Genomic DNA, 22,408 nt, shown 5'->3' on the forward strand with positions numbered 1-22,408 from the left:
CACATTAAAAAGTACAATTAAGTGTACTTGTATAAAATACTGTTCAATGAATCATACTGAAAAATAAAAGGTGATTATTTGAGACAATCGCTCTGGCTATCTGACCAGCAACCTAGCTCTGCTCCATCTGTCCAACAGTCGATTACTTGCGACATTTGTATCGTAGGAGGGGGCATTAGTGGCATTTATAGTGCCTATGTATTAGCAAAACAAGGCTTTTCAGTTGTACTAATTGAAGGATTATCACATTTTGCCAACGGAACAACTGCCTACTCCACTGGCAAATTATCCACACAGCATGATTTAATTTATTCCAAGCTTTCGCTAGAAGATGGGCTTCTTTATTACAAAGCAAATCGTCAAGCAATTGAACAAGTTATGGAGCAAAATCCAGCGAGCTTTTCACGCGCTACATCCTTTTTATATAGCACCACGCAACAAGGCAAGGCGCAATTGATGGAGGAAGCGCGACGCTATGAACAATTAGGCATCCCTCATATCGCAACAAAGGAAACAGAGCTTGCACTTTCCGTCGAGCTGGCTCTCGGTATAAAGGACGAGGCACAAATTAACCCTGTCGCCTTTACTAATCACTTTGCGGCACTGGCTAAAAAGCATGGGGCACAGCTCTATTTAAATACACGTATTACAAAAATCGAGTTAAAAAAGCGCCTTTTGCTAACAAATTTAGCGCATTCTATACACTATAAAAAGCTTATTTTATGTACGCATTACCCCATTGAAGCTTTAAAAAATTTAACGATGCTCAAATTACAAGTAAGCCGTTCCTATTTATCCGCAACAAAGTGCAATGATTTACTTGAGGGACAATATTTAAGCATCGATCCATCCAGTCGAACAATTCGAACGGCCGTCATGGGGGAGGATTCTTATTTACTATATGGGGGCTATTCACATATAGTTGGAAAGCAATCTGATGTGAATTACTTCGGGTCCCTTCAGCATGAGGTGCAGACGTTGTTTGAACTACCGGCACCTAGCTTTTGCTGGGATGCACAGGACATGATGACATTTGATCAAATCCCATATATTGGGCAAGTAGACGAGTCCGATGATTCGCTCTATATGGCAACAGGCTTTAATAAATGGGGGCTGTCCTCATCACTTGTCGCGGGGCATTTGCTCTGTGATTTATTAAAAGGAATAAAAAATCCCACTAGCGCCTTATTTTCACCGAGTCGCTCGAATTTTGGGAAAGCATTATATTTTATGTTGCAAAACGGAAGCTTTATCGGGAAGGAATTTGTCAAAGGCTATGTAACCCGCCAAGATGCACCGCGCTGTACGCATTTAGGCTGTAAAACAAGATGGAATGAAGACGATGAGACTTGGGACTGTCCATGTCATGGCTCACGCTACAATAAAGACGGCCAAGTAATCGAGGGACCTGCTGTTTATCCGCTTGACATCAAAAAATCCGGTCATTCCAATTAAGGAATACCGGAATTTTTTTATTATTTTAAGCCTTCTGTTAAGACAGGAACGATTTGTTTTTTACGAGACACAACGCCTGGTAAAGCAATTCGACCATTAATAATTTCTGCACCAAAGCTTCGCGCTGCCGCTTCTGCAACTTGTCCTGCAGCGACTGCCGTTGAATCGTTATTTAAAATGTCTGTTACGACGAAGAAGAATAAATCTAACCCGTTGTCCGCTACATTTTTATTTAATAAGTTCACTAGCTCTGTTTGACGACTTAATACGTCCTCGATATCTACTGCGTTTACCTGCGCAACTGTTGCTTTGTATTCGCCAAACTCGAAACCTTTTGCGTCTAATGATAATAAGTCTTCTAATGACTTATCTGAAAGGTCTGCACCTGCTTTTAACATAGCTAAGCCGTATTCCGCTGCGTCAACACCTGCGATTTCAGCTAATTCTGCACCTGCTTTTACATCTTGCTCTGTGCAAGTTGGTGATTTGAATAATAATGTATCTGAAACAATAGCTGATAACATAAGACCCGCGATGTTTGCAGGAATTGCTACGTCATTTTCTTTAAATAATTTATTTAAAATCGTAGCCGTACAACCAACTGGCTCTGCACGGAAGTAAAGTGGGTCAGCTGTTTGGAAATTGGCAATACGGTGGTGATCGATGACTTCTGAAATTTGAACTTCTTCAATACCATCCGCTGATTGTTGGAATTCATTGTGGTCTACTAAGATTACTTGAGTTGTCTCGTCTTTTACGTTAGCGATTAAGCGCGGTGCTTCGAAACCAAATTTGTCTAACGCAAATTGTGTTTCATTATTCACTTCACCTAAACGTACGGCTTCTGCATCTACACCTACTTGTTGCTTTAAGTATGCATAAACGATAGCAGATGTAATTGTATCTGTATCTGGATTTTTATGTCCGAAAACTAATGTTTTACTCATGAGTTGATCCTCCTATATAAAATACGCTTCGATTACCATTTTAACATAACGCTTTATAGAGAAAAATAGAAGTTTTCTTGTAGTTTTTGTTTAAAATTTAATATATAATAATAATTTTTTGATATTTTTGATGTATTTGTTATACAATAGGCTTTGGAAATGAAAAGAAATGAGGAATTCCCCAATGAAGAAGATGGAAAGGAAATATATTCCATTAGCACGTTTTTTTGAAGCCTGTACGCAAAGTACATTTACTCTTACATATGATGAAATTCAAAATATTATGGGTCATGAACTACCAAACGCAGCGTATTTAAACGTAAGCTGGTGGAAAAAAACGAAGGCGCCTTCCACGCATTTTTTTGCTTGGATTAACTATGATTACTATGTAACGAATGTCAATTTAGGACATTCAGTAACATATTCATGTACCGAGCAAGATGCTATTAGTGACGCTAAGCCACAAAACACCTATATTACACGGCCTATTGAAGCAAATGATGCCCGTGCCTATATTAATTTACAAGAAGAATTATTCACACAATCTTCTTTTTGTTATTATCACCCGCAAGAGCGTAATTTAACTGTACAACAAGTACGTAAAACGATTGCAGATTGGCGCAAAGACAAAACAAGTACTGTGCTTCTTTGCATATACAATGGACATTTTGCAGGCTATGCCGCGCTTTTAGGCAATACAGCCTCTAAGACCAAGCATCTTGCACATGTACGCATCGCAATTCACAAAGATTTTCAACAAAAGGGCCTTGCTACCGTTCTATTAAAAGAGGCTGAAAAATGGGCTCGTACAAACACCATTTCACGTTTAGAAGCCAGTGTGACAACAACAAACACAGCAGCTCAACATTTATTCGACAAGCTCAACTATGTCAAAGAAGGTACACGTACACAGGCAATCAAAATCGATGACCAATTCGTCGATGAAATACTATACAGCAAGATTTTAAAATAGAAAAAAACGTAAAGGTCCCCTATAACCTTTACGTTTTTTCATTAGCTAATTGCGATGAGCTTCGGTTGGCTTCCAATTTTTTGTTGCTGTTTAAATTCTTCATATTGCTGTGGTTGTTGACTGACCATTTCTTCCACTAATACATGCAATAATGCAAAAATTGCAATCGTACATGTAGCGCCACCCTCCTGCGCAGATGGCACATATAAAACAACATCCGCAGGTTCATCGGAAGTTAATGGCTTATCACGAATCGCTATCACCTTTACATTTTTACGTTTCGCAATTTCTACAGTCGTTGCCACATCTTCATATTCATCATCCAAAGCAATCATGAACAATAATGAATGCTCATCCATCATTGCAAGCTGATGGGCAATTTTGTCTGCTTCATGATCGATTGAAAATACATTCTTTCGTTGCATATCTAAATTCGTATACATCCACAACGCAGCAGCTGCAGATTGTCTAAATCCTAAGAAATGAATACTTTTTGCGTTATGCAATAATTGAATCGCTTGTTTAACATCCTGCTCCACTAACTCATTAAATGTTTTTGAAATGCCTGCTAAATCTTGTTTTACAATTTGGGCACCGAGCTGATTTTTAATTTTTTTCGTAGGCAATGCCTTTTTTACAGCCGTCATTTCACCCTTATCAATCAAATATGCCTTTATTTGATCTTGCAAATCACTAAAGCCCGATAAATCCATCGCATAGCAAAAGCGAATCACCGTCGATTCACTCACATCTGCCAAACGACCTACTTCCGAAGCAATTTGTGTTGCGACCACATTCGGATTATCCATTACAAATTGGGCAACTTTACGCTGTCCTTTGGATAAACGAATGTATTTTCTTTTAATTTCTTCGCAAATACTCAACTTTCTCCCTCTCCTTTTCTCTAGCTCCATTCCATTTTCCTATTACCTATATGCTTTACTATATATGTGTGAAATTAATCCCAAAATAAAGAAGGCACACAATGCTGTATCAAATTGCGTACAAAATTCCTAATAATAAAAAATACAGTAACATGAATATTAATAGAATTCAACGAGTTTTCTGAAAAAACTTTAGTCAACTAAAGAATTGACGATTTTATGTAGAAAACTGACATGATTTCGTAAAGATTTAAAGAATACAAAAAGAATTATTAAGCATGTACTTTTCTTATAAAATTACTACGATTAAATATATTGTATATTTGATGTTTAAAAGGGCCCATTTCATGTAGAAATGAGCCCTTCAAATTAGAAGGCGTTATTGTAATTCCGTTTGCTTTGTTTCTTTGCCTAAGAATATAACCCCAAGTACACCAATGATAATAGCTCCACAGAAAATCGTGAAGATGTAGCTAATATCATACCCTTTGGCAAGTAGGGACCCTACTAATAACGGGCCAAAAATACCACCGACACGTCCGACCGCTGCCGCCATTCCTGCGCCTGTTCCACGCACAATGGCAGGATATTGCTCTGGCGTGTACGCATATAACGCGCCCCATGCACCTAAATTAAAGAACGATAAGAACATCCCCGAAATAAGTAATGTTGTTGCCGTTTCAGCACCACCAAATACAAATGCACTTGCCGCCGTTCCTAATAAATATGTAACAAGTACAAATTTGCGTCCGAATTTTTCGATGAACCATGCTGCCGTAAAGTAACCCGGCAATTGGGCCAATGTCATGATTAATACATATTTAAAGCTGGAAATTAAATCAAAGCCTTTTCCAACCATAACACTTGGTAACCATAAGAACATACCATAATAAGAAAATACAACAGCAAACCATAAAATCCACAGCATTAATGTATTGCGCGCGTATTTTTTATGCCATACTTCTGCGATATTTTGAAAAACTGAGCGTTTTTTCGATTCAGCTTTTACTACAAACTGTGGTGAGTCAGGTAGCTTCATACGAATGTAGATTGCATAAAACGCTGGTAAAGCTGTTAATAATAATGCCACACGCCAACCTTCAATTGGCCAAAAATCTGCTGGAATAACGAAATAGGATATCACAGCAGCAATTAACCAGCCACCAGCCCAAAAGCTTTCTAATAAAACAACGACGCGTCCACGTTCTTCTGCTTTTACACTTTCTGAAACAAGCGTTGATGCAACCGGTAGTTCACCACCAAGCCCCATTCCTACAAAGAAACGTAATAGTAAAAATGCTGTTAACGTTGTCGTAAAGGCGGATAAACCACTTGCCACAGAAAATATAATTAACGTCCACATAAAAATTTGTTTACGTCCGACTTTATCTGCTAATACTCCAAACAGTAGTGCACCCACTGCCATACCAATAGAGTTAATGGAACCGATCCAACCCATTTGGGTACTATTCAATCCCCAATCTACCGCAAGCGCTGCAATAACGAACGAAAGAATACCGACATCCATTGCATCAAACATCCATCCAACACCCGCAACGCCTAGTAATTTATTGCGTGATAGTGGCTGTGGTTGTTGTTGTTTTTGTTCGGTCATTTTACTTTTCCACCTTCCACTTGTCTTTACACTTGACTTAACGTTTTCTATCATACATTTATTTCGTAAAAGTGACAACTATTATCTAATTTATTGAATTGTATGGACAATTTATCGTTTCCTATTGAAATAGACATCTTATAGGTTTAAAATGTCTTGTATATAAAAACAACTGTTCATCTAGCGTGAACAAAAGGAGCTAATTTGTCTATGTGGAAAGGTCTTATCGAAGAATATAAACAATATTTACCTGTTACAGAAAATACACCTGCTTTATCTTTAAATGAAGGAAACACACCACTTATCCCTTTAGTGAACTTATCTAAAGAGTTAGGAATTGAGCTTTACGGGAAAATTGAAGGCGCTAACCCTACTGGTTCATTCAAGGATCGTGGCATGGTATTTGCTGTTGCTAAAGCCATTGAAGAAGGTTCAAAGGTTGTTATTTGTGCCTCTACAGGAAATACATCTGCGGCAGCTGCTGCTTATGCAACTCGTGCTGGCATCCAATCCATCGTCGTGATTCCAAAAGGAAAAGTCGCGCTTGGTAAACTTGCTCAAGCCTGCATGTATGGCGCAAAAATTATTGAAATTGACGGCAACTTTGATGATGCCCTTAATATTGTGCGCAAAATTGGGGAAACTACTCCTATCGCCCTTGTTAACTCAGTTAATCCATACCGTATTGAAGGACAAAAAACTGCGGCCTTCGAAATTGTTGATCAGCTTGGGCAAGCACCAGACTATTTATGTATCCCAGTAGGTAACGCAGGAAATATTACAGCGTACTGGAAAGGCTTTAAAGAATATAATGAAGCAAAACAATCAGGTCTTCCTAAAATGTACGGCTTTGAAGCAGAGGGTGCTGCAGCCATCGTAAAAGGTGAACCAATTGCTAATCCAGAAACAGTCGCAACAGCAATTCGTATTGGGAATCCTGCAAGCTGGAAATTCGCTGAAGCTGCACGTGACGAATCAGGCGGTATTATCGATTCTGTAACAGATGAAGAAATTTTAGCAGCCTATCAATTAATCGCAGGTCGTGAAGGAATTTTTGTTGAGCCAGGCTCTGCTGCATCATTAGCAGGTGTGATTAAATCTGTAAAAGCAGGGAAAATTGCTCCTGGTAGCCGAGTTGTTACGGTATTTACAGGTAACGGCTTAAAAGACCCTGATACAGCGATGAATGTTTCAACTGTTGACCTAGTGTCACTTCAAAATGATGAGCAAGAAATCCGCAATTACATCGAAGGCGTATTCAATCTATGAGTAAATGGCAAATCAAAGTCCCTGGTAGTACAGCAAATCTAGGACCTGGATTTGACTCGATTGGACTAGGGCTTTCTCTTTACTTAACATTAGACGTAACATTACAAGGCAAGTGGGAATTCGTTCATATTGGTGAACATGTTCCTGCTGATACAACAGTTGAAACACATTTAATTTATAAAATCGCTCAGCAAGTAGCCGCACAGTATCATGCAAAGTTAAAGCCATGCAAAGTGGAGATGACCAGCGAATTACCACTTGCACGCGGTTTAGGTAGCAGTGCTGCAGCGATTGTTGCGGGAATTGAATTGGCCAATCTTTTAGGAGATTTGAACTTAACGACACAAGATAAGCTCGATATTTCTTCGCAAATTGAGGGCCATCCCGATAATGCAACCGCTTCTGTTCTTGGTGGTTTAACGATTTCTTCAATGAATGAACAAGGGCAGGTCGATACCCTGCATATTCCAGAAGTAGATGCAGCCTTTGTCGTGTTCATTCCAGATGTGGAGCTCAAAACAGCGGATTCACGAGATGTTCTACCACAGGATTTCAGCCGTGGCTATGCGGTTCGAGCAAGTGCTAATGCAAATATGCTCGCCGCCTCACTCATCGCAAAAGATTATGTACGTATCGGGCATTATATGGAGCAAGACCTGTTCCATGAGCCGTATCGAGCACAGTTAATTCCAAACTATGCTGAAATTCGTTTAGCCGCTAAACAGGCAGGTGCATACGGTACAGCATTAAGCGGGGCAGGTCCTACATTAATTTCGATTATTCCAACAGCCATTCAAGAGTCCTTTTTGAAGGCTATGAACGCACAGTTCCCAGGACATCGCATCGTCTTAACGCATGCAGATGCAATCGGCTCTCGCGTAGTGGCGTACGAACAAAAGTATTAACCGAAAGAGTGCATGAAAAGATACGCTTTTCATGCACTCTTTCATTTGATGGTGAGCAATTCCATATTTTCTCATACTAAAGACTGACATTTTACTATTTTTGCATACTTTTCAATATAAATGGGTATATTAAGTAATCTACAAGTTGAAAGGGGTAATAGATATGAAAATTGCTGTGATTGGAGCTGCTGGTAAGGCAGGGACTCATATTTTACGTGAAGCAATAATGCGCAACCATGACACTACAGCCATCGTTAAAAATGGTGCAACATTACAGATCGAGGATGTACTAGTTATTGAAAGTGATTTATTCCACTTAACAAAAGAACAACTTGCTCCTTTTAATATTATTGTCAATGCCTTTGCCCCATTACCGGGTGAGGCACATTTACACATTACAGCCGGAAAGCACCTCATCTCGCTATTAGAAGGTACAGACCAAAAACTATTTGTCATCGGATGCTCGGGCTGTCTTTATGTCGATAAGGCCCATACAAAACGGTTGATGGACACCGAAGACTACCCAGAAGAGCTCGTTCCAAATGCGAAGGCACAATTGCAAAATTTACAAGATCTAGAAAATTCATCGATCAATTGGACTTTTGTCATTCCTTCTGCGATGTTCGACTCAGACGGGCCGCGTACAGGGCATTATATTACAGGCAATGAAAAGCTATTAGTCAACTCCCAGTACAATAGTTATATAAGTTATGCAGACTTTGCCGTAGCCCTGTTAGATGAAATCGAAAATAATGAACACCCAAATACAAGCTTCACCGTTGCATCGGAAAATGTAACAACCGCTTCATAATACTATAAAAGCACCGAAATTTTACAGCGTGTAAAATTTCGGTGCTTTTTTCAATTTCCTTATTATGAAAGAAGCACGAGACTTACTGCCATAACAGCCATACCTGCAATTAAGCCGTAAATCGATGAATGTGCTTCATCATATTTTTTGGCTGCTGGTAATAATTCATCGATTGAAATGAACACCATAATCCCAGCAACTCCAGCAAAAACAATACCAAACATCGTATCTGTCATAAACTGCATCAAGATTAAATACGCAATTAGCGCGCCAATTGGTTCAGATAATCCTGAAGCAAATGACCATTTAAATGCCTTCATACGCTTCCCTGTCGCATAGAAAATCGGAATTGCCACTGCAATACCCTCTGGAATATTATGAATCGCTACGGCAATCGCAATAGCAATCCCGACATTAGGATCCTGTATTACCGACATAAACGTCGCAATACCTTCTGGGAAATTATGAATCCCAATCGCAAGGGCTGTAAATAAACCCATTTTCATTAAACGATCCGCTTCCATCTCTTCCTGACCGAGGCGTTGCGCATTTTGTACATCTTCTACTGATTTAACTTCATGTGGGTTGTTGCCCTTTGGTATAAAACGGTCGATTAAAGCAATAATAAACATCCCACCAAAGAAACCAACTATTGTAAGCCAATACCCCATCTTGTCGCCATGAACATTGACTAAGGCCACTTTTGCTTTCACAAAAATTTCAACAAGTGAAACATAAATCATGACCCCTGCCGAAAAGCCTAATGCAATCGATAAAAACTTTTTATTTGTACGTGTGGTAAAAAAGGCAATTAAACTACCAATCCCAGTAGCAAGACCTGCAAAGAGCGTTAAACCAAGCGCTAATAATACATGTTCATCCATATGATTCTCCTTCTTTATTTTATTAATTAGTCTGATTATAACGCTAAAGTTTCCTTTACGCAACTTTTTTCAACCAAGTAACATCTTATGTTATCGACCAACTTTCTGAACTAAAAAAAGAATCCCTAAAATCTCTAGGAATTCCTTTTTTTGAATTTACGCTCTCGTTGCTCATACCACAACACACAAATAATAAACCATGTATAGCCTATACTCCACCCTGCAAGTACATCCGTAGCAAAGTGACGACTTTCTGCAATTCGTGATAAGCCAATTAAGCAAGCTAACACAATGGCGGCAACCCATACAATGGTTATACGTTTGTGATTCGTTGTTATTTTTGAAAATAAATACGCTAACATAAACAGATAAAGTACACCCATTTGCGAGTGCCCAGATGGGAAGCTATAAGATGTTAATTGCTCTAATATTTCAGGTCGCGGGCGTGCAAAAAGTGCCTTTAGCCCCTGATTGATTGTTGTTCCTACTGCCATCGTTAATACAATATAAAGCATAGCACGATAATTTTTTTCCCTAAACCAAATATAAAAGAACACCAGTAATGTCACAATCACGACAAACACCGTCTCACCTAAATAATGAAACAGTCCAATAAATTCATTGCCTCGCACTATCGAAGCTATTTGTTCATCAAACGCCATAAAGCTTGGCGATTGAAAATTTATTGCCATTACTAAAAAAATGGCTAATGTAACTAACGCTAATGGATATGCCCATCTTTTCAAAATAATTTCCTACTTTCTACTCGAACAATTCTTACTTGTATTTTAACATAGCCACACATCCAAAGAAAAAACTACTTCACCTTTTTCGGATGAAGTAGTTTAACTAGACACTTATTCTACCACTGAATAATTACCATGTTCCATTGAAATGACAAACTCTGGCTTCGGCGGCTTTCCACCGTGCTCAGCAATTTTCTTTTTATGGCCAGCAATATGCTCCGGACTCTTTTCCCAAGCTTTCCATGCCTCTTCGGATTCCCAACGAATTATCATAACAACCTCTTCTTCACCTCGTCGAACATTTTTTACTAAAAGTTCGCGACTAATGAAGCCTTCACGTTGCTCTAATAATGATAGGCCTTGATCTGGCTTTTTGCTAAAACGTTCAATAATTTTGCCTGAATTGCCTTCTGTTACTGTCCATTTACGGATTTGTACGAACATCAAAACAGCCTCTCTTTCTAAAAAGCATGCCTCAAGTTTGAGACATGCTCCATATTTTGAAATTATTTTAATTCGTTTAAGATTTCATCTAACTTGTCTGCTTCAGTTGTGACACCGTTTGAAGAGAAGTACCAGTTTACGCCATCAAGGTAAACGATTTTACCTTCTTTATAAGCACGTGTTTTCTTGATAATATCGTTTTCAATGTCTGCTTTGATTGTTTCTACATCAGAAGCTGTACGGTCGATGATTAATAATACTTCTGGATCTACAGAAAGGATTGACTCATAAGAAAAGTCCGAACCATGTGAAGATGAAGTAATTTCAGTTGTTGCTGGTTTAAAACCAAAATCATTATATACATAAGCAAAACGTGAATCTGGACCGTTATCGAAACCAGAGATTTTTTTGTCGTTGTACATTGCTACTAAAGCATTTTCATAGCCAGCAGTTTTTGCTTTTACTTCGTCAACTTTTGCTTGTAAGTTTGCTTTTAATTCTTCTGCTTTTTCTTTTTTACCGAAGATTTGAGCAGCTAAGTCTACTGTTTCAAATACACCATCAATGTAGTTTTCGTTATCAGAACCAATGAAGACTACGTTTGGTGTAATTTCTTTTAGTTCTTCATAGAATGGCGCTTGACGACCAGAGATGAAAATTGCATCTGGGCTAGCAGCTGCTACTTTTTCAAAGTCAATTTGTTTTAATGAACCAACGTCCGCTACTGAATCAGTTACATATTTATCTTTAATATGTGTTGGGATATTTCCTTTACCACCGTTTGCTGCGATACCAACAATACCTTCAACGCCTAATGCGTCAAGTGTATCTAAGAACCCATAGTCGAATACGATAATGTTTTTTGGCGCTTCTTCAAATGTTACGTCTTCGAAAGTAATAGATTTACCGTCTTCTGTTTCACTACCTGCTGATAATGAAGATACAGTCATTGGGAATACTGGTGCATCTGTTGCTGCATTTTCTTTGTTATCAGTTGTAGTCTGCTCAGTAGCAGCTTGATCGTTTGTACCTTCTGTTTTTGACTCTTCATCTGAACCACATGCTGCTAACATTAATGTTAATGCTGCTGCCGTTAAAAATTTCCACTTTTTCATTTCTACTATTTCCTCCTAAATTGATACCACCGAACGATAGTGATAATCGTTTTCATTTGACTACCGTTAGTCTAAAACAACAGAGTGGTATTGTCAATCGTTTTTATGAAATTAAGATTCATTCTCATTTGAGTTTAAGAAATAAATGCATAAGCGAGAAAAACTTATACATTTATTCTACACTAGCTATGTGAATTGAAATACACGCAAATACGACAACCATCCTGCTCTTGAACAGGAATATGCATATCATATACTTCTCGTAATGCTTCGGAATTAATAATTTCATGTGTCGGACCATCTTTTACAAGACGTCCATTTTTCAATGCAACGATGCGATCTGAGTATACCGATGCAAAGTTAATATCATGTAGGACGATGACAACCGTCTTGCCTAACTCGTCCACTAGCTTACGTAAAATTTTCATTATTTGAACCGAGTGCTTCATATCTAAGTTATTTAACGGCTCGTCCAGTAAAATGTACTCTGTATCTTGCGCAATAACCATCGAAATAAATGCACGCTGCTTTTGACCACCTGATAACTCATCTAAAAACTTATCCTGCATATCACCAAGCGTCATATATTCAATGGCGCGGTCAATATGCTCTTCGTCCTCTGGTGTTAAACGCCCCTTTGAGTAAGGATAACGGCCAAAAGAAACTAACTCACGCACTGTTAAACGAACATTGAGATGATTGGACTGACGCAAAATTGCTACTCGCTTGGCAAAATCATTGGACTTCATCTTTTTGACGTTATTTTGATCTAATAGCACCTCACCCGTATCGGCATCCATTAAGCGACTTACCATCGACAATAGCGTTGATTTCCCCGCACCATTTGGCCCGATGAAGGATGTAATGGCTTTTGGCTCAATCTTTAACGTCACATCTTCCACAACTGGTTTTTTGCCAAAGCTTTTCGAAAGCCCTTTTATTTCAATCATGCTGCTCTCCTACTTTCTCTCAGGATTAGGTAAATAAAGTACAGACCACCGACAAAGTTGATCATTACACTTATTGTTGTACTCAAGTTAAAGACATGTAGAACAAGGAACTGCCCTCCGACAAGTGCAATAATACTAATCAAACTTGCACCCGCAATTAATACGGAATGCTTATACGTTGCAAAATATTGATACGCTAAATTCGACACGATTAACCCTAAAAATGTAATCGGTCCAACTAAAGCGGTAGAAGTAGCAATTAAAACGGAAGATAAAATTAATACTTTTAACACGACACCATCATAATTGACCCCTAAATTCATCGCATTTTCGCGTCCTAAAGACATCACATCTAAGTCACGTAATAGGCGATATCCATAAATAAACGCAGCGCCTAAAATAACAAGCGCAATTAATAACAGCTCTGTTTTCACATTCATAAAGCTTGCAAATAAACGCGATTGTAAGCTTTCATATTCTACCGGATCAATAATGACCTGTAGAAATGTAACAAAGCTTCCGAGCAATGTCCCAATAATCATTCCTGCAAGTAGCAATAAGAAAATCGGATATTTATCTGCACGGAATAAGAAACGATACAAAATAAGGGCAAATAGCACCATCGCTACAATCGATAAACCAAAGTTTAAATAACGGCTTACTACAAAGACCGATGCAGAGCCCGCAAAGAAGAAGATGACGGTCTGTACAACTTCATACATCGAGTCTACCCCCATCATAGAAGGCGTTAATAAACGGTTATGCGTGACAGTTTGGAATGTCACAGTTGCATATGCAATCGCTGTACCTGTAATAATCATCGCAAGTACGCGCTCTACTCGCTTTGGAAAGGCATAGCTAAAGCCCCCTTGGATATTATAAAAACAAAACAACAACACACAAATAATAGCAATCACTGCTAACACAATAAGCTTCGTACTATTTTTTCGCATATGCTTTCCCCCTAAATAACATCACTAAGAAGATGGCACTGCCGATTACAGCAACGGTTGTATTTACTGGAATTTCAAATGGATAAACAATAATACGACTAATGATGTCACAGAACAATAGGAATGCAGCCCCTAAGAAAATCGTATGTGGAATCGTTTTACGTAAATTGTCTCCTAAATACAACGAAACTAAGTTCGGTATGATTAATCCTAAAAATGGAATAATCCCAACAGTTAATACAACCGTTGTAGAAATAATTGCAACCAGTACTAAACCGAGATTTAATACAGTACGATAGCTTAATCCTAAATTCTTAGCAAAGTCCTCACCCATACCTGCAACCGTAAATTTATTCGCATATAAATACGCTAAAAAGATGGCTGGAACTGCTACATACAGTAGCTCATAACGACCTGAAACAACAAGCGTAAAGCTACCTAAGAAGAATGTGTCTATACTTTGCATCACTTCTGCTTCATAGGCAATAAATGTCGAAATCGCACCAATAATATTTCCGTACATAATCCCGATTAATGGAACGAAAATAGCATCCTTGAATTTAATACTTTCAAGAAGACGCATGAAAATCATCATACCGATTAATGCAAATGTAAAACTGAAGAGGATTTTCTCCATATAGCCTACACTTGTGAAAAATACCATCGATACTACAATACCAAGCTTTGCAGCATCAAGTGTTCCCGAAGTTGTCGGTGATACGAACTTGTTACGACTTAAGCTTTGCATAATTAAACCTGAAATACCCATCCCTGCCCCAGCAAGTATGATCGCCATTAATCGCGGCACTCGACTCATTAAGAAAATCTGTGTTTTATCTGAATCAAGGTCCAATAAATCAGATGGTTTAATGTCGATTGCTCCGATAAATAGTGATACGAAGGACAAGATGATAGTTGCGACAACAAGCATCCAAAGTCTCATTTCATTCTCCCACTATTCTATCTATATATTTTTATGTTCTCACTGAAAATGAGAATCATTTTTCCCTTCATTATTATATAATTGCTGAGAATGAAAATCAAACACCCTATTTTAAACTGAAAAAGCATTACGTTGAAAAAGACGAAAATTTAGTTCTTTCAAGCAATAATGACGTATGTTTGAACAAATTATGTATTTTATATTTAACGTTCAATAAAAAATGACTATGCAGCAAAATGCATAGTCATTTTTGTTAGATTGTAAAAACTCGTTTGTTCATCGTATATTTTTCAAGTGCCATGCGGTTTACCTGATAACCTAAACCTATTGCTTGTGGCACGGTTATATAACCGTTATCTACTATTACTTCTGGCGTAATAATATCCTCATCCCAATAACGACTTGATGCAGCCGTATCCCCTGGCATCGTGAAATTTGGTAGACTTGTCAATGCTACATTTTGCGCACGACCAATCCCTGCCTCTAGCATGCCACCGCACCAGACTGGAATATTTTTTTCCTCGCAGTAATCATGGATGCGTTTTGCCTCACTAATACCACCTACTCTAGCAATTTTAATGTTCACAACACCGCATCCACCAGCTGCAATTGCCTTAATCGCATCCTCTAAAGACGTAATACTTTCATCTAAACAAATTGGTGTTTGAATTTGCTTTTGTAATGCCGCATGGTCAATGAAATCATCATGGGCAAGCGGCTGCTCAATCATCATTAGCTTAAATTCATCGAGTTGCTTTAAATGCTCGACATCTTGTAGCTGATACGATGAGTTGGCATCTGCCATAAGTGGAACATTCGGAAAGACTTTGCGAATCGTTCGTAAAAGCTCAATGTCCTTGCCCGGTTTAATTTTCACCTTGATTCGTTTATAGCCCTGCTCTAAAAAACGCTCGATTGTCGCAAGTAGTTGCTCATCAGTCGGCTGTAATCCGATGCTAATCCCCACTTCAATTTTTTGCCGCGTACCACCGATTGCTTCAGCTAAAGATTGGTTTTGCTGCTGGGCATAAATATCCCATACCGCACCTTCAATGGACGCTTTTGCCATTTGATTTCGACGAATCGGGCGGAACATATCATATACTTCATCCGGATGTGTTATTTCCTTACCTAGCAACATAGGAATTAAAAAATCCTCTAGCATATGTAGCGATGTTTTAAAGGTTTCCTCCGTATAGGAAGGCTCCTCAAACGCCACGCCCTCTCCCCAACCAATCGTACCGGCTTCATCCTTTGCTTCAAGTACAATGAATTTCTTATTTTGCATCGTGCCTAAGCTAGTTGTAAAAGGCGTTTTCATGTTCATTTCGACTTCATATAATATTACTTCTACTAATTTCATAATTTACTCCTCTTACAGAGCAAATAGTGTGCGCTTTACAAGTACATAATGACTAAGATGCTCATCTTTTTTGATAAGATGAATGATTTTATAGCCTTGCTCAAACATTTCCTGCAAAATATGGCGTGTTTTATAGCGCCAATCTTCCGCTAATGCTGGGCTTTCTACTTTGATTTTTTGAAAATATGTCGGAATCGGTAATAGATATGCGTCATGAATTAGTGCTTCCCCCTTGCGAAACGTATGCTCTGGATCTAATGTAGGGAGTCCCACCATATTCGCAGTGCATGCTACAACAGGCTTCGCTTCCTCAATTAATTCATCGACTTTGGCATCCCATCTTAAATAATCGTTATCGACTAGCTGCCATTCGACACAAAGGCGATCCGTCGGTAATGCACGATTGAACGGGTCTTCCATTTCACCGTAGCAGTTTTCAATATACGTATCACTATGGCTTCGTAATTTCGTAAAGCTTAAAAACCCACTGCGTGCTTCAAGCGGATCAAACGTCCAACGGCAATCGCGATAGCCTCGATCACGTGCAAGATCCTTTAAGAAAATTTTTAATAATTCACCGACACCCCGCTCACGATAATTTCGCTTAATGCCAAGCATATGCGAATATAAATAAACCGATTCATTGATATAGCCTGGGCAGCTATAATTAAAGCCGATCAGCTCATCATTTAAATATGCACCTAATACAATACCGCCATTACGAATCGTAGCGATTGTCTGATGAACTGGTATGCTGCCCACTGCCCAAATTTCATGTTCTAGCTTGCGTGCCTCTTCTATTTGCTCAATTGTCGTTAATTCCTTAATCGTTACTGATTCTAACATACTTCTCTTCCTCCTCTGTAGTTACTTTTCGTCAAGCTTAATAAACAGCGCTTGTTCATGCCATTGCCTGTTTTATTACACGCAATACTATCCCGACAAAGTTGTTTATTTTCGCAAATATTCTTATAATTCCAATTATAACCTACTACAGTATGAGTAAGTAGCATTGTTTCTATTATTCCTTTTTACCAAAAAGAAAAACCCCTATTTATAGAGTTTTATCTATAAAATAGGAGTTTACTGCATTATTTAATGCCACGCATGGCTTTTGTAATAATTGGTGAAATGAGTAAAATGATCATACCAATTACAATGGATAAACCACCTAATACACCAAAGTACACTGTTTCTGACACGAGCTCATAAACACGAACAAGCTGTGCATTAATTGCTTGGGCAGCCGCTGATGCTAAAAACCATAAGGCCATTGTTTGACCTGCGAAAGCTGCTGGCGCTAATTTGGTAGTAGCGGATAAACCAACTGGGGATAATAATAATTCACCAGCAACTAATAAGAAGATGGATAGTACCACCCATAATGGATTTACTAAAGTACCTTCTGGCGTTACTACAATTGCGGCGATGATGATTAAGAAAGAAACACCTGCAAAGAATAAAGAATAGGCAAATTTACGAGGCGTTGATGGCCCTGAATCACCTAATTTTGTCCATAATATCGCAAATAATGGAGCCATAGCGATAATGAATAAGGGATTAAATGATTGGAACCATGCTGCTGGAATATCAAAGCGCCATAGATGTAAATTCGTACGTGTATCAATAAATGTCGCTAAAATCGTTGAAGATTGCTCAGCGATTGCCCAGAACATTACTGCACATATGAATAACGGAATATAAGCTAAGAGACGTGATTTTTCATCTGCACTTGTTTTTGGACTACGGTACATATAAATGATAAATACTGTAGGAATCATAACTCCTAAAAATGTGATTAATAACGAGAAGTTTTCGACACTTGCATTCCCAGTCCTGTATGCCACTATACCTAATGCAAGCATCACTAAACCACCGATTGTGAAGTTACGTGCTGTTGTTTTCTTTTCTGCAGCCGATAATGGGTTAGGCGCTACAGAGCCTGCTAAACCAAGGCTCTTTTGTGACATGGAGTAAACCACTAAGCCAATAAACATCCCTACTGCAGCAACACCAAATCCTGCGTGGAAGCCCCAGTTCTTTTGAAATAAACCAACAAGTAATGGTGCTATGAAACCACCTAAGTTAATCCCCATATAGAAAATAGAGAAGCCTGAATCACGACGAACATCATTAGGTGCATATAAATCTCCGACGACGGATGATACATTTGGTTTTAGTAAGCCTGTCCCAATAATAATGAAGAACATCGATAAGTAAAGCGCTGTCGCACCAAGTGGTAATGCAAGTAAAATATGACCGATCATAATTAAGATACCGCCATAAAATATTGCTTTACGCATGCCTGTAATTCGATCGGCAATCCAACCCCCGATAATGCCCGACATATAAATTAACGACCCGTAAATCGACATGATAATATTTGCTTGCGTCCGGTCTAACCCTAAGCCACCATCTTTAAGAGAATAGTACATATAAAATAATAGTATGGCACGCATACCATAATATGAAAATCGTTCCCAAAACTCTGTAAAGAATAAAGTAAATAGCCCTTTAGGTTGCCCTACGAAGCCAGTTTGAGGAACCGATTTCACAATTTCTTCTTTAGAATACATTTGAAACCTCCTCCGATTTAGTAAATATTCTGATAATTGATTTTTTCAGTACTTTCCTAGTATAGAGGATTTTCTAGCGTTTGCAAAATGGTTTGTTTAACTAACAGGGGAATGCAAAGAGCTTGTCCTGAACTATTCTTCAAGACAAGCCCTTATTTTCGCCGTTTATTTCACTTCATAATTTTCATATTTATTGTAATCCGCTTGTTTGAGCTCCAAGGTTAATAGCGTGCCTTGTTCTTCATAAGCTGTTTCTAATATCGTTGCCTGTTCATTCAAATAAGAAACGACTGCTCCCTGCTCATATGGAATAAGCATTTGGCATGTAACATAATCCGAGAAAATTTGCTTACGAATCATTTGAAGTAATTCATCTAAGCCGACTCCCTCTTTTGCTGCAATCCAAATATTATCCCCGCTAATTAATGGATATTCTAACTTTGCCAAATCTGATTTGTTGTACACATAGATTGTCGGGATATTTTCTACATCAATTGCTTGTAATGTATCGTTCGTCACATCCATCATAAAGCGATATTCCTCATTCGATACGTCCACAACATGCAGTAGTAAATCTGCTTCACGCGCTTCCTCTAGCGTTGAACGGAAGGCCTTTACTAAATGGTGCGGCAACTTACTCACAAACCCAACGGTATCCGTTAATAAAAATGATTTATTATCCTCTAATTCAATATTGCGCACCGATGTTTCAAGCGTAGCGAACAGCATATCTTTTTCGAAAACTTGCTTGCTATCGTCCTGACCAATCTTCGCTAAAAGTTGGTTCATGATTGTTGATTTACCTGCATTCGTATAGCCTACAATTGACACGACAGGCATTGCATTTTTACGGCGCTGCTTACGCTGTGTTTCACGTTGCTCTTTGACTGCTTCTAATTCTTTTTTGATTTTTGAAATTTGGTCCTCGATTTTACGGCGATCGAGCTCCAGTTTTGTCTCCCCGGCACCACGGTTTTTAAAGCCACCACCTGTACCACCACCCTGACGTGAAAGTGAGGCATGTAAACCAACTAGGCGTGGTAGCATATATTGAAGCTGTGCAAGCTCTACCTGTAACTGAGCCTCTCGTGTTTTAGCACGGCGACTGAAAATATCTAAAATGAGCATTGTACGATCGATAACTTTACAATCTAAATCACGCTCTAAATTACGAATTTGCGATGGCGATAATTCATCATTGAAAATGACAATATTAGCACCTGCTTCTTCGTAAAACGCTTTAATTTCATCAATTTTTCCTGTGCCTACGTAGTGCGAAGGTGTCACACGCTCTAAGTTTTGTGTCACCATCCCCACGACTTCTACATGTAAAGCTTCTGCTAAATTCGCTAATTCTTCCATTGAATAATCAAAGTGCTCGTCCTTTTGCAAATTCACGCCGACTAAAATGCCGCGTTCAATTAATATTTCTACCTCATTCAAACAGTTAGCCTCCTCAAAAGATCATTCTTTCATTTTATCGTAACATACATACTAAAAGCCTGTACAATCACACCGTAAAACGCATTGTGATAAAATAGAAGCAACAATATTTTCATTATAGAAAAGGCGGTATTTATGGAATTTCAACAAATGAAAGAGCAGTTGATGGCTCTTTTACAAAATAAAACACTCATTCAAGCAACAATCAGCCAGCCACGTCTCAAATCAAATGACCTAAAGCGTGTAAAGTTAAAGCCTATAGAGCTTCGCGGTGACTATCTGATTCAGCTTGAATATCAATACGAGCGTATTTTAAAACACGAAAACGTACCACTTGCTGATGTGGTGCTAAAGCTGGACGAATTATTTGATCAATTTCGCCAAGCACATGCGGAATTTACAGAGCAAACCGTGCAAATCCAATTATCAAAGAAAAACAAAGTGCTATGGAAACCTAATGCGAGTTCCTCAACAAAGCAAGTGAACTTATCCCATAATCGTAAAAAGCAATATTTATTAGATGACTCATGTGTGCATCCGTTTTTAGTACGCTTAGGTGTGCAAGCAGAAGACGGAAAAATTAAAAAGCAAAAGTACGATAAATTTAAGCAAATTAATCGCTTTATTGAATTCATTGACGATTCTTTAGCACACTTACCAAAGGATAAGCAAATCCGCATTTTAGATTTTGGTTCAGGTAAATCGTATTTAACATTTGCGCTTTACCATTATTTAAAAATAGAAAAAGGGTTAAATATCCGTGTGACTGGGTTAGATTTAAAGAAGGAAGTTATCGAAGAATGTAATCGCATCGCGCAGGATTTACGTTACGAGGACTTGGAATTTTTAGTGGGCGATATTAATGATTACAACGAAGAAACAGCTGTCGATATGGTCGTAACCTTGCATGCATGTGACGTTGCAACCGATATGGCATTAGCGCGTGCGGTCAAATGGGGGGCGAAGGTAATTTTAAGTGTGCCTTGTTGTCAGCATGAACTAAACCGTCAGCTACAATCACCAGAGCTGTCCTTAATGACACAGCATGGCTTAGTGAAAGAACGATTTGCAGCACTTGCCACGGACGCAATTCGCGCTGAGTTACTATCACTTGTCGGCTATGAAACACAGCTATTAGAATTTATCGACATGGAAAACACACCAAAAAACATATTAATTCGTGCCTATTTCACTGGAAAGAAACCTACCGACGAGCAGCGTTCGAAATATGTCGAATTTGTGAGATTCTTAAATGCACAGCCATTTTTAGAAAAAGAACTCCAGGATTCATTAAATCAGGCTTAATAATTCTTTTATAAATCTCTTTTTTCTATATTACGACTGGATATACTGTAAAAGTCATGTAATCCTTTTGTTACAGAATTGTAAAGTTTAAGATGTATTGAGTAAATTTTATATAGATTTTTTTTAGATTTTGTTATGATAATTAAGGTCAATTTTTAAGTCGGTTTGATTATATAATTCCAGGAGGCAATTCCATGTTTAGTTCAAAAAAGCAAGATCCATTTTTCGCGACATTATTAAAAATTGCTGAAAATATGCGTGAAGCAGTACATTACGCGAATGATTTCCGCATCGAAACAGTTGCTGATTTAAAAGAAATTAGCGTTCGTATGAAGCAATACGAAACAGCTGGCGATAAATTAATTCATGAGTTAATCGTAATGTTAAATAAATCATTTATGACACCGATCGAGCGCGAGGATATTTTATCTTTAGCAATTCGTATGGATGATGTATTAGATGGTACAGAAGGCACAATTGGGCACTTCGAAATGTTTTCTTTAACAGAAGTTGACGACTCTATGCGTAACTTCTTAACCTATATCGTAAAATCATCAGATGAAATTGTAAAAGCAATGGTGCTTTTAAACAAAAAGGATCTTGTTGGTATGCGTCAGCATGCAATTTTAATTAAAGATTATGAGCGTGAGTGCGATGAAGTATTACGTTCTTCCATCAAACAATTATTTTTACATGAAAAGGACCCTATTCGTTTAATCAAATTTAAAGATATCTATGAGCAACTTGAAGAAATTGCTGACTATTGCCAAACAGTAGCCAACACAATCGAAACAATCATTATGCGTAATGCATAATAATAGGGAGTC

At 38.3% G+C, this 22,408-nt stretch carries 21 protein-coding genes; 7 read left to right on the forward strand and 14 right to left on the reverse strand.

Features of this window, described 5'->3' with window-relative positions; genetic code table 11:
- Positions 1-78 precede the first annotated feature (78 nt).
- Positions 79-1,455, forward strand: coding sequence for an FAD-dependent oxidoreductase (locus MKX47_RS18175; protein WP_340776998.1), 1,377 nt, complete (start codon positions 79-81; stop codon positions 1,453-1,455).
- A gap of 20 nt (positions 1,456-1,475) precedes the next feature.
- On the opposite strand, the gene MKX47_RS18180 is transcribed toward MKX47_RS18175, so the two are convergent.
- Positions 1,476-2,402, reverse strand: coding sequence for a manganese-dependent inorganic pyrophosphatase (locus MKX47_RS18180; protein WP_340777000.1), 927 nt, complete (start codon positions 2,400-2,402; stop codon positions 1,476-1,478).
- 184 nt (positions 2,403-2,586) lie between these two features.
- Here MKX47_RS18180 and MKX47_RS18185 point away from each other — a divergent pair, with 184 nt between their 5' ends.
- Complete coding sequence (locus MKX47_RS18185; RefSeq protein WP_340777003.1) at positions 2,587-3,375, forward strand: GNAT family N-acetyltransferase; 789 nt, start codon at positions 2,587-2,589, stop codon at positions 3,373-3,375.
- A 41-nt stretch (positions 3,376-3,416) separates the two neighbouring features.
- On the opposite strand, the gene MKX47_RS18190 is transcribed toward MKX47_RS18185, so the two are convergent.
- Positions 3,417-4,259: a MurR/RpiR family transcriptional regulator gene (locus MKX47_RS18190; protein WP_340777006.1), complete on the reverse strand. Its 843-nt coding sequence runs from the start codon at positions 4,257-4,259 to the stop codon at positions 3,417-3,419.
- 379 nt (positions 4,260-4,638) lie between these two features.
- Positions 4,639-5,874, reverse strand: coding sequence for an MFS transporter (locus MKX47_RS18195; protein WP_340777009.1), 1,236 nt, complete (start codon positions 5,872-5,874; stop codon positions 4,639-4,641).
- A 210-nt stretch (positions 5,875-6,084) separates the two neighbouring features.
- Here MKX47_RS18195 and thrC point away from each other — a divergent pair, with 210 nt between their 5' ends.
- The 3 genes from thrC (at position 6,085) to MKX47_RS18210 (ending at position 8,859) form a co-directional block, all read left to right on the forward strand.
- Positions 6,085-7,143 carry a threonine synthase gene (gene thrC / locus MKX47_RS18200; protein ID WP_340777011.1) on the forward strand — a complete coding sequence of 353 codons (1,059 nt, stop codon included), beginning with the start codon at positions 6,085-6,087 and terminating at the stop codon, positions 7,141-7,143.
- Positions 7,140-8,048: a homoserine kinase gene (gene thrB / locus MKX47_RS18205; protein WP_340777014.1), complete on the forward strand. Its 909-nt coding sequence runs from the start codon at positions 7,140-7,142 to the stop codon at positions 8,046-8,048. The genes thrC and thrB overlap by 4 nt, the downstream gene beginning before the upstream one ends.
- Before the next feature lie 163 nt (positions 8,049-8,211).
- The gene (locus tag MKX47_RS18210) at positions 8,212-8,859 is read left to right on the forward strand and encodes an NAD(P)-dependent oxidoreductase (RefSeq protein WP_340777017.1); all 648 of its coding nucleotides are present in this window, start codon (positions 8,212-8,214) and stop codon (positions 8,857-8,859) included.
- A 62-nt stretch (positions 8,860-8,921) separates the two neighbouring features.
- Here MKX47_RS18210 and zupT read toward each other — a convergent pair whose 3' ends face one another.
- The 11 genes from zupT to hflX form a co-directional block, all read right to left on the reverse strand.
- Complete coding sequence (gene zupT / locus MKX47_RS18215) at positions 8,922-9,743, reverse strand: zinc transporter ZupT (protein ID WP_340777020.1); 822 nt, start codon at positions 9,741-9,743, stop codon at positions 8,922-8,924.
- A 134-nt stretch (positions 9,744-9,877) separates the two neighbouring features.
- Positions 9,878-10,489: a phosphatase PAP2 family protein gene (locus tag MKX47_RS18220; RefSeq protein WP_340777022.1), complete on the reverse strand. Its 612-nt coding sequence runs from the start codon at positions 10,487-10,489 to the stop codon at positions 9,878-9,880.
- Between the two features lie 111 nt (positions 10,490-10,600).
- Complete coding sequence (locus MKX47_RS18225; RefSeq protein ID WP_340777024.1) at positions 10,601-10,933, reverse strand: antibiotic biosynthesis monooxygenase family protein; 333 nt, start codon at positions 10,931-10,933, stop codon at positions 10,601-10,603.
- Positions 10,934-10,995: 62 nt separating this feature from the next.
- The gene (locus MKX47_RS18230; RefSeq protein WP_340777027.1) at positions 10,996-12,048 is read right to left on the reverse strand and encodes a siderophore ABC transporter substrate-binding protein; all 1,053 of its coding nucleotides are present in this window, start codon (positions 12,046-12,048) and stop codon (positions 10,996-10,998) included.
- Positions 12,049-12,230: 182 nt separating this feature from the next.
- Positions 12,231-12,998, reverse strand: coding sequence for an iron ABC transporter ATP-binding protein (locus MKX47_RS18235; RefSeq protein WP_340777029.1), 768 nt, complete (start codon positions 12,996-12,998; stop codon positions 12,231-12,233).
- Positions 12,995-13,951 carry an iron chelate uptake ABC transporter family permease subunit gene (locus MKX47_RS18240; protein WP_340777030.1) on the reverse strand — a complete coding sequence of 319 codons (957 nt, stop codon included), beginning with the start codon at positions 13,949-13,951 and terminating at the stop codon, positions 12,995-12,997. The genes MKX47_RS18235 and MKX47_RS18240 overlap by 4 nt, the downstream gene beginning before the upstream one ends.
- Positions 13,938-14,894: an ABC transporter permease gene (locus MKX47_RS18245; protein ID WP_340777032.1), complete on the reverse strand. Its 957-nt coding sequence runs from the start codon at positions 14,892-14,894 to the stop codon at positions 13,938-13,940. Before MKX47_RS18245 ends, MKX47_RS18240 begins: the two co-directional genes overlap by 14 nt.
- A 253-nt stretch (positions 14,895-15,147) precedes the next feature.
- Positions 15,148-16,257: an o-succinylbenzoate synthase gene (gene menC, locus MKX47_RS18250; RefSeq protein WP_340777034.1), complete on the reverse strand. Its 1,110-nt coding sequence runs from the start codon at positions 16,255-16,257 to the stop codon at positions 15,148-15,150.
- A 12-nt stretch (positions 16,258-16,269) separates the two neighbouring features.
- Positions 16,270-17,103, reverse strand: a complete 834-nt coding sequence (locus tag MKX47_RS18255) for a GNAT family N-acetyltransferase (RefSeq protein ID WP_340777035.1) — start codon at positions 17,101-17,103, stop codon at positions 16,270-16,272.
- 245 nt (positions 17,104-17,348) lie between these two features.
- Positions 17,349-18,833: a peptide MFS transporter gene (locus MKX47_RS18260; RefSeq protein ID WP_340777037.1), complete on the reverse strand. Its 1,485-nt coding sequence runs from the start codon at positions 18,831-18,833 to the stop codon at positions 17,349-17,351.
- A gap of 165 nt (positions 18,834-18,998) precedes the next feature.
- The gene (gene hflX, locus MKX47_RS18265; protein ID WP_340777039.1) at positions 18,999-20,276 is read right to left on the reverse strand and encodes a GTPase HflX; all 1,278 of its coding nucleotides are present in this window, start codon (positions 20,274-20,276) and stop codon (positions 18,999-19,001) included.
- Positions 20,277-20,411: 135 nt separating this feature from the next.
- Between hflX and MKX47_RS18270 the strand changes: the two genes are divergently transcribed.
- Together MKX47_RS18270 and MKX47_RS18275 are read left to right on the forward strand one after the other, a co-directional pair.
- Entirely contained in the window at positions 20,412-21,581 is a 1,170-nt protein-coding gene (locus tag MKX47_RS18270; RefSeq protein ID WP_340777041.1) for a class I SAM-dependent methyltransferase, read from the forward strand.
- A 194-nt stretch (positions 21,582-21,775) separates the two neighbouring features.
- Positions 21,776-22,396 carry a DUF47 domain-containing protein gene (locus MKX47_RS18275; protein WP_340777043.1) on the forward strand — a complete coding sequence of 207 codons (621 nt, stop codon included), beginning with the start codon at positions 21,776-21,778 and terminating at the stop codon, positions 22,394-22,396.
- Positions 22,397-22,408: the final 12 nt, after the last annotated feature.

Source organism: Solibacillus sp. FSL R7-0668 (assembly GCF_038006205.1).
Taxonomy (GTDB): Bacteria; Bacillota; Bacilli; order Bacillales_A; family Planococcaceae; genus Solibacillus.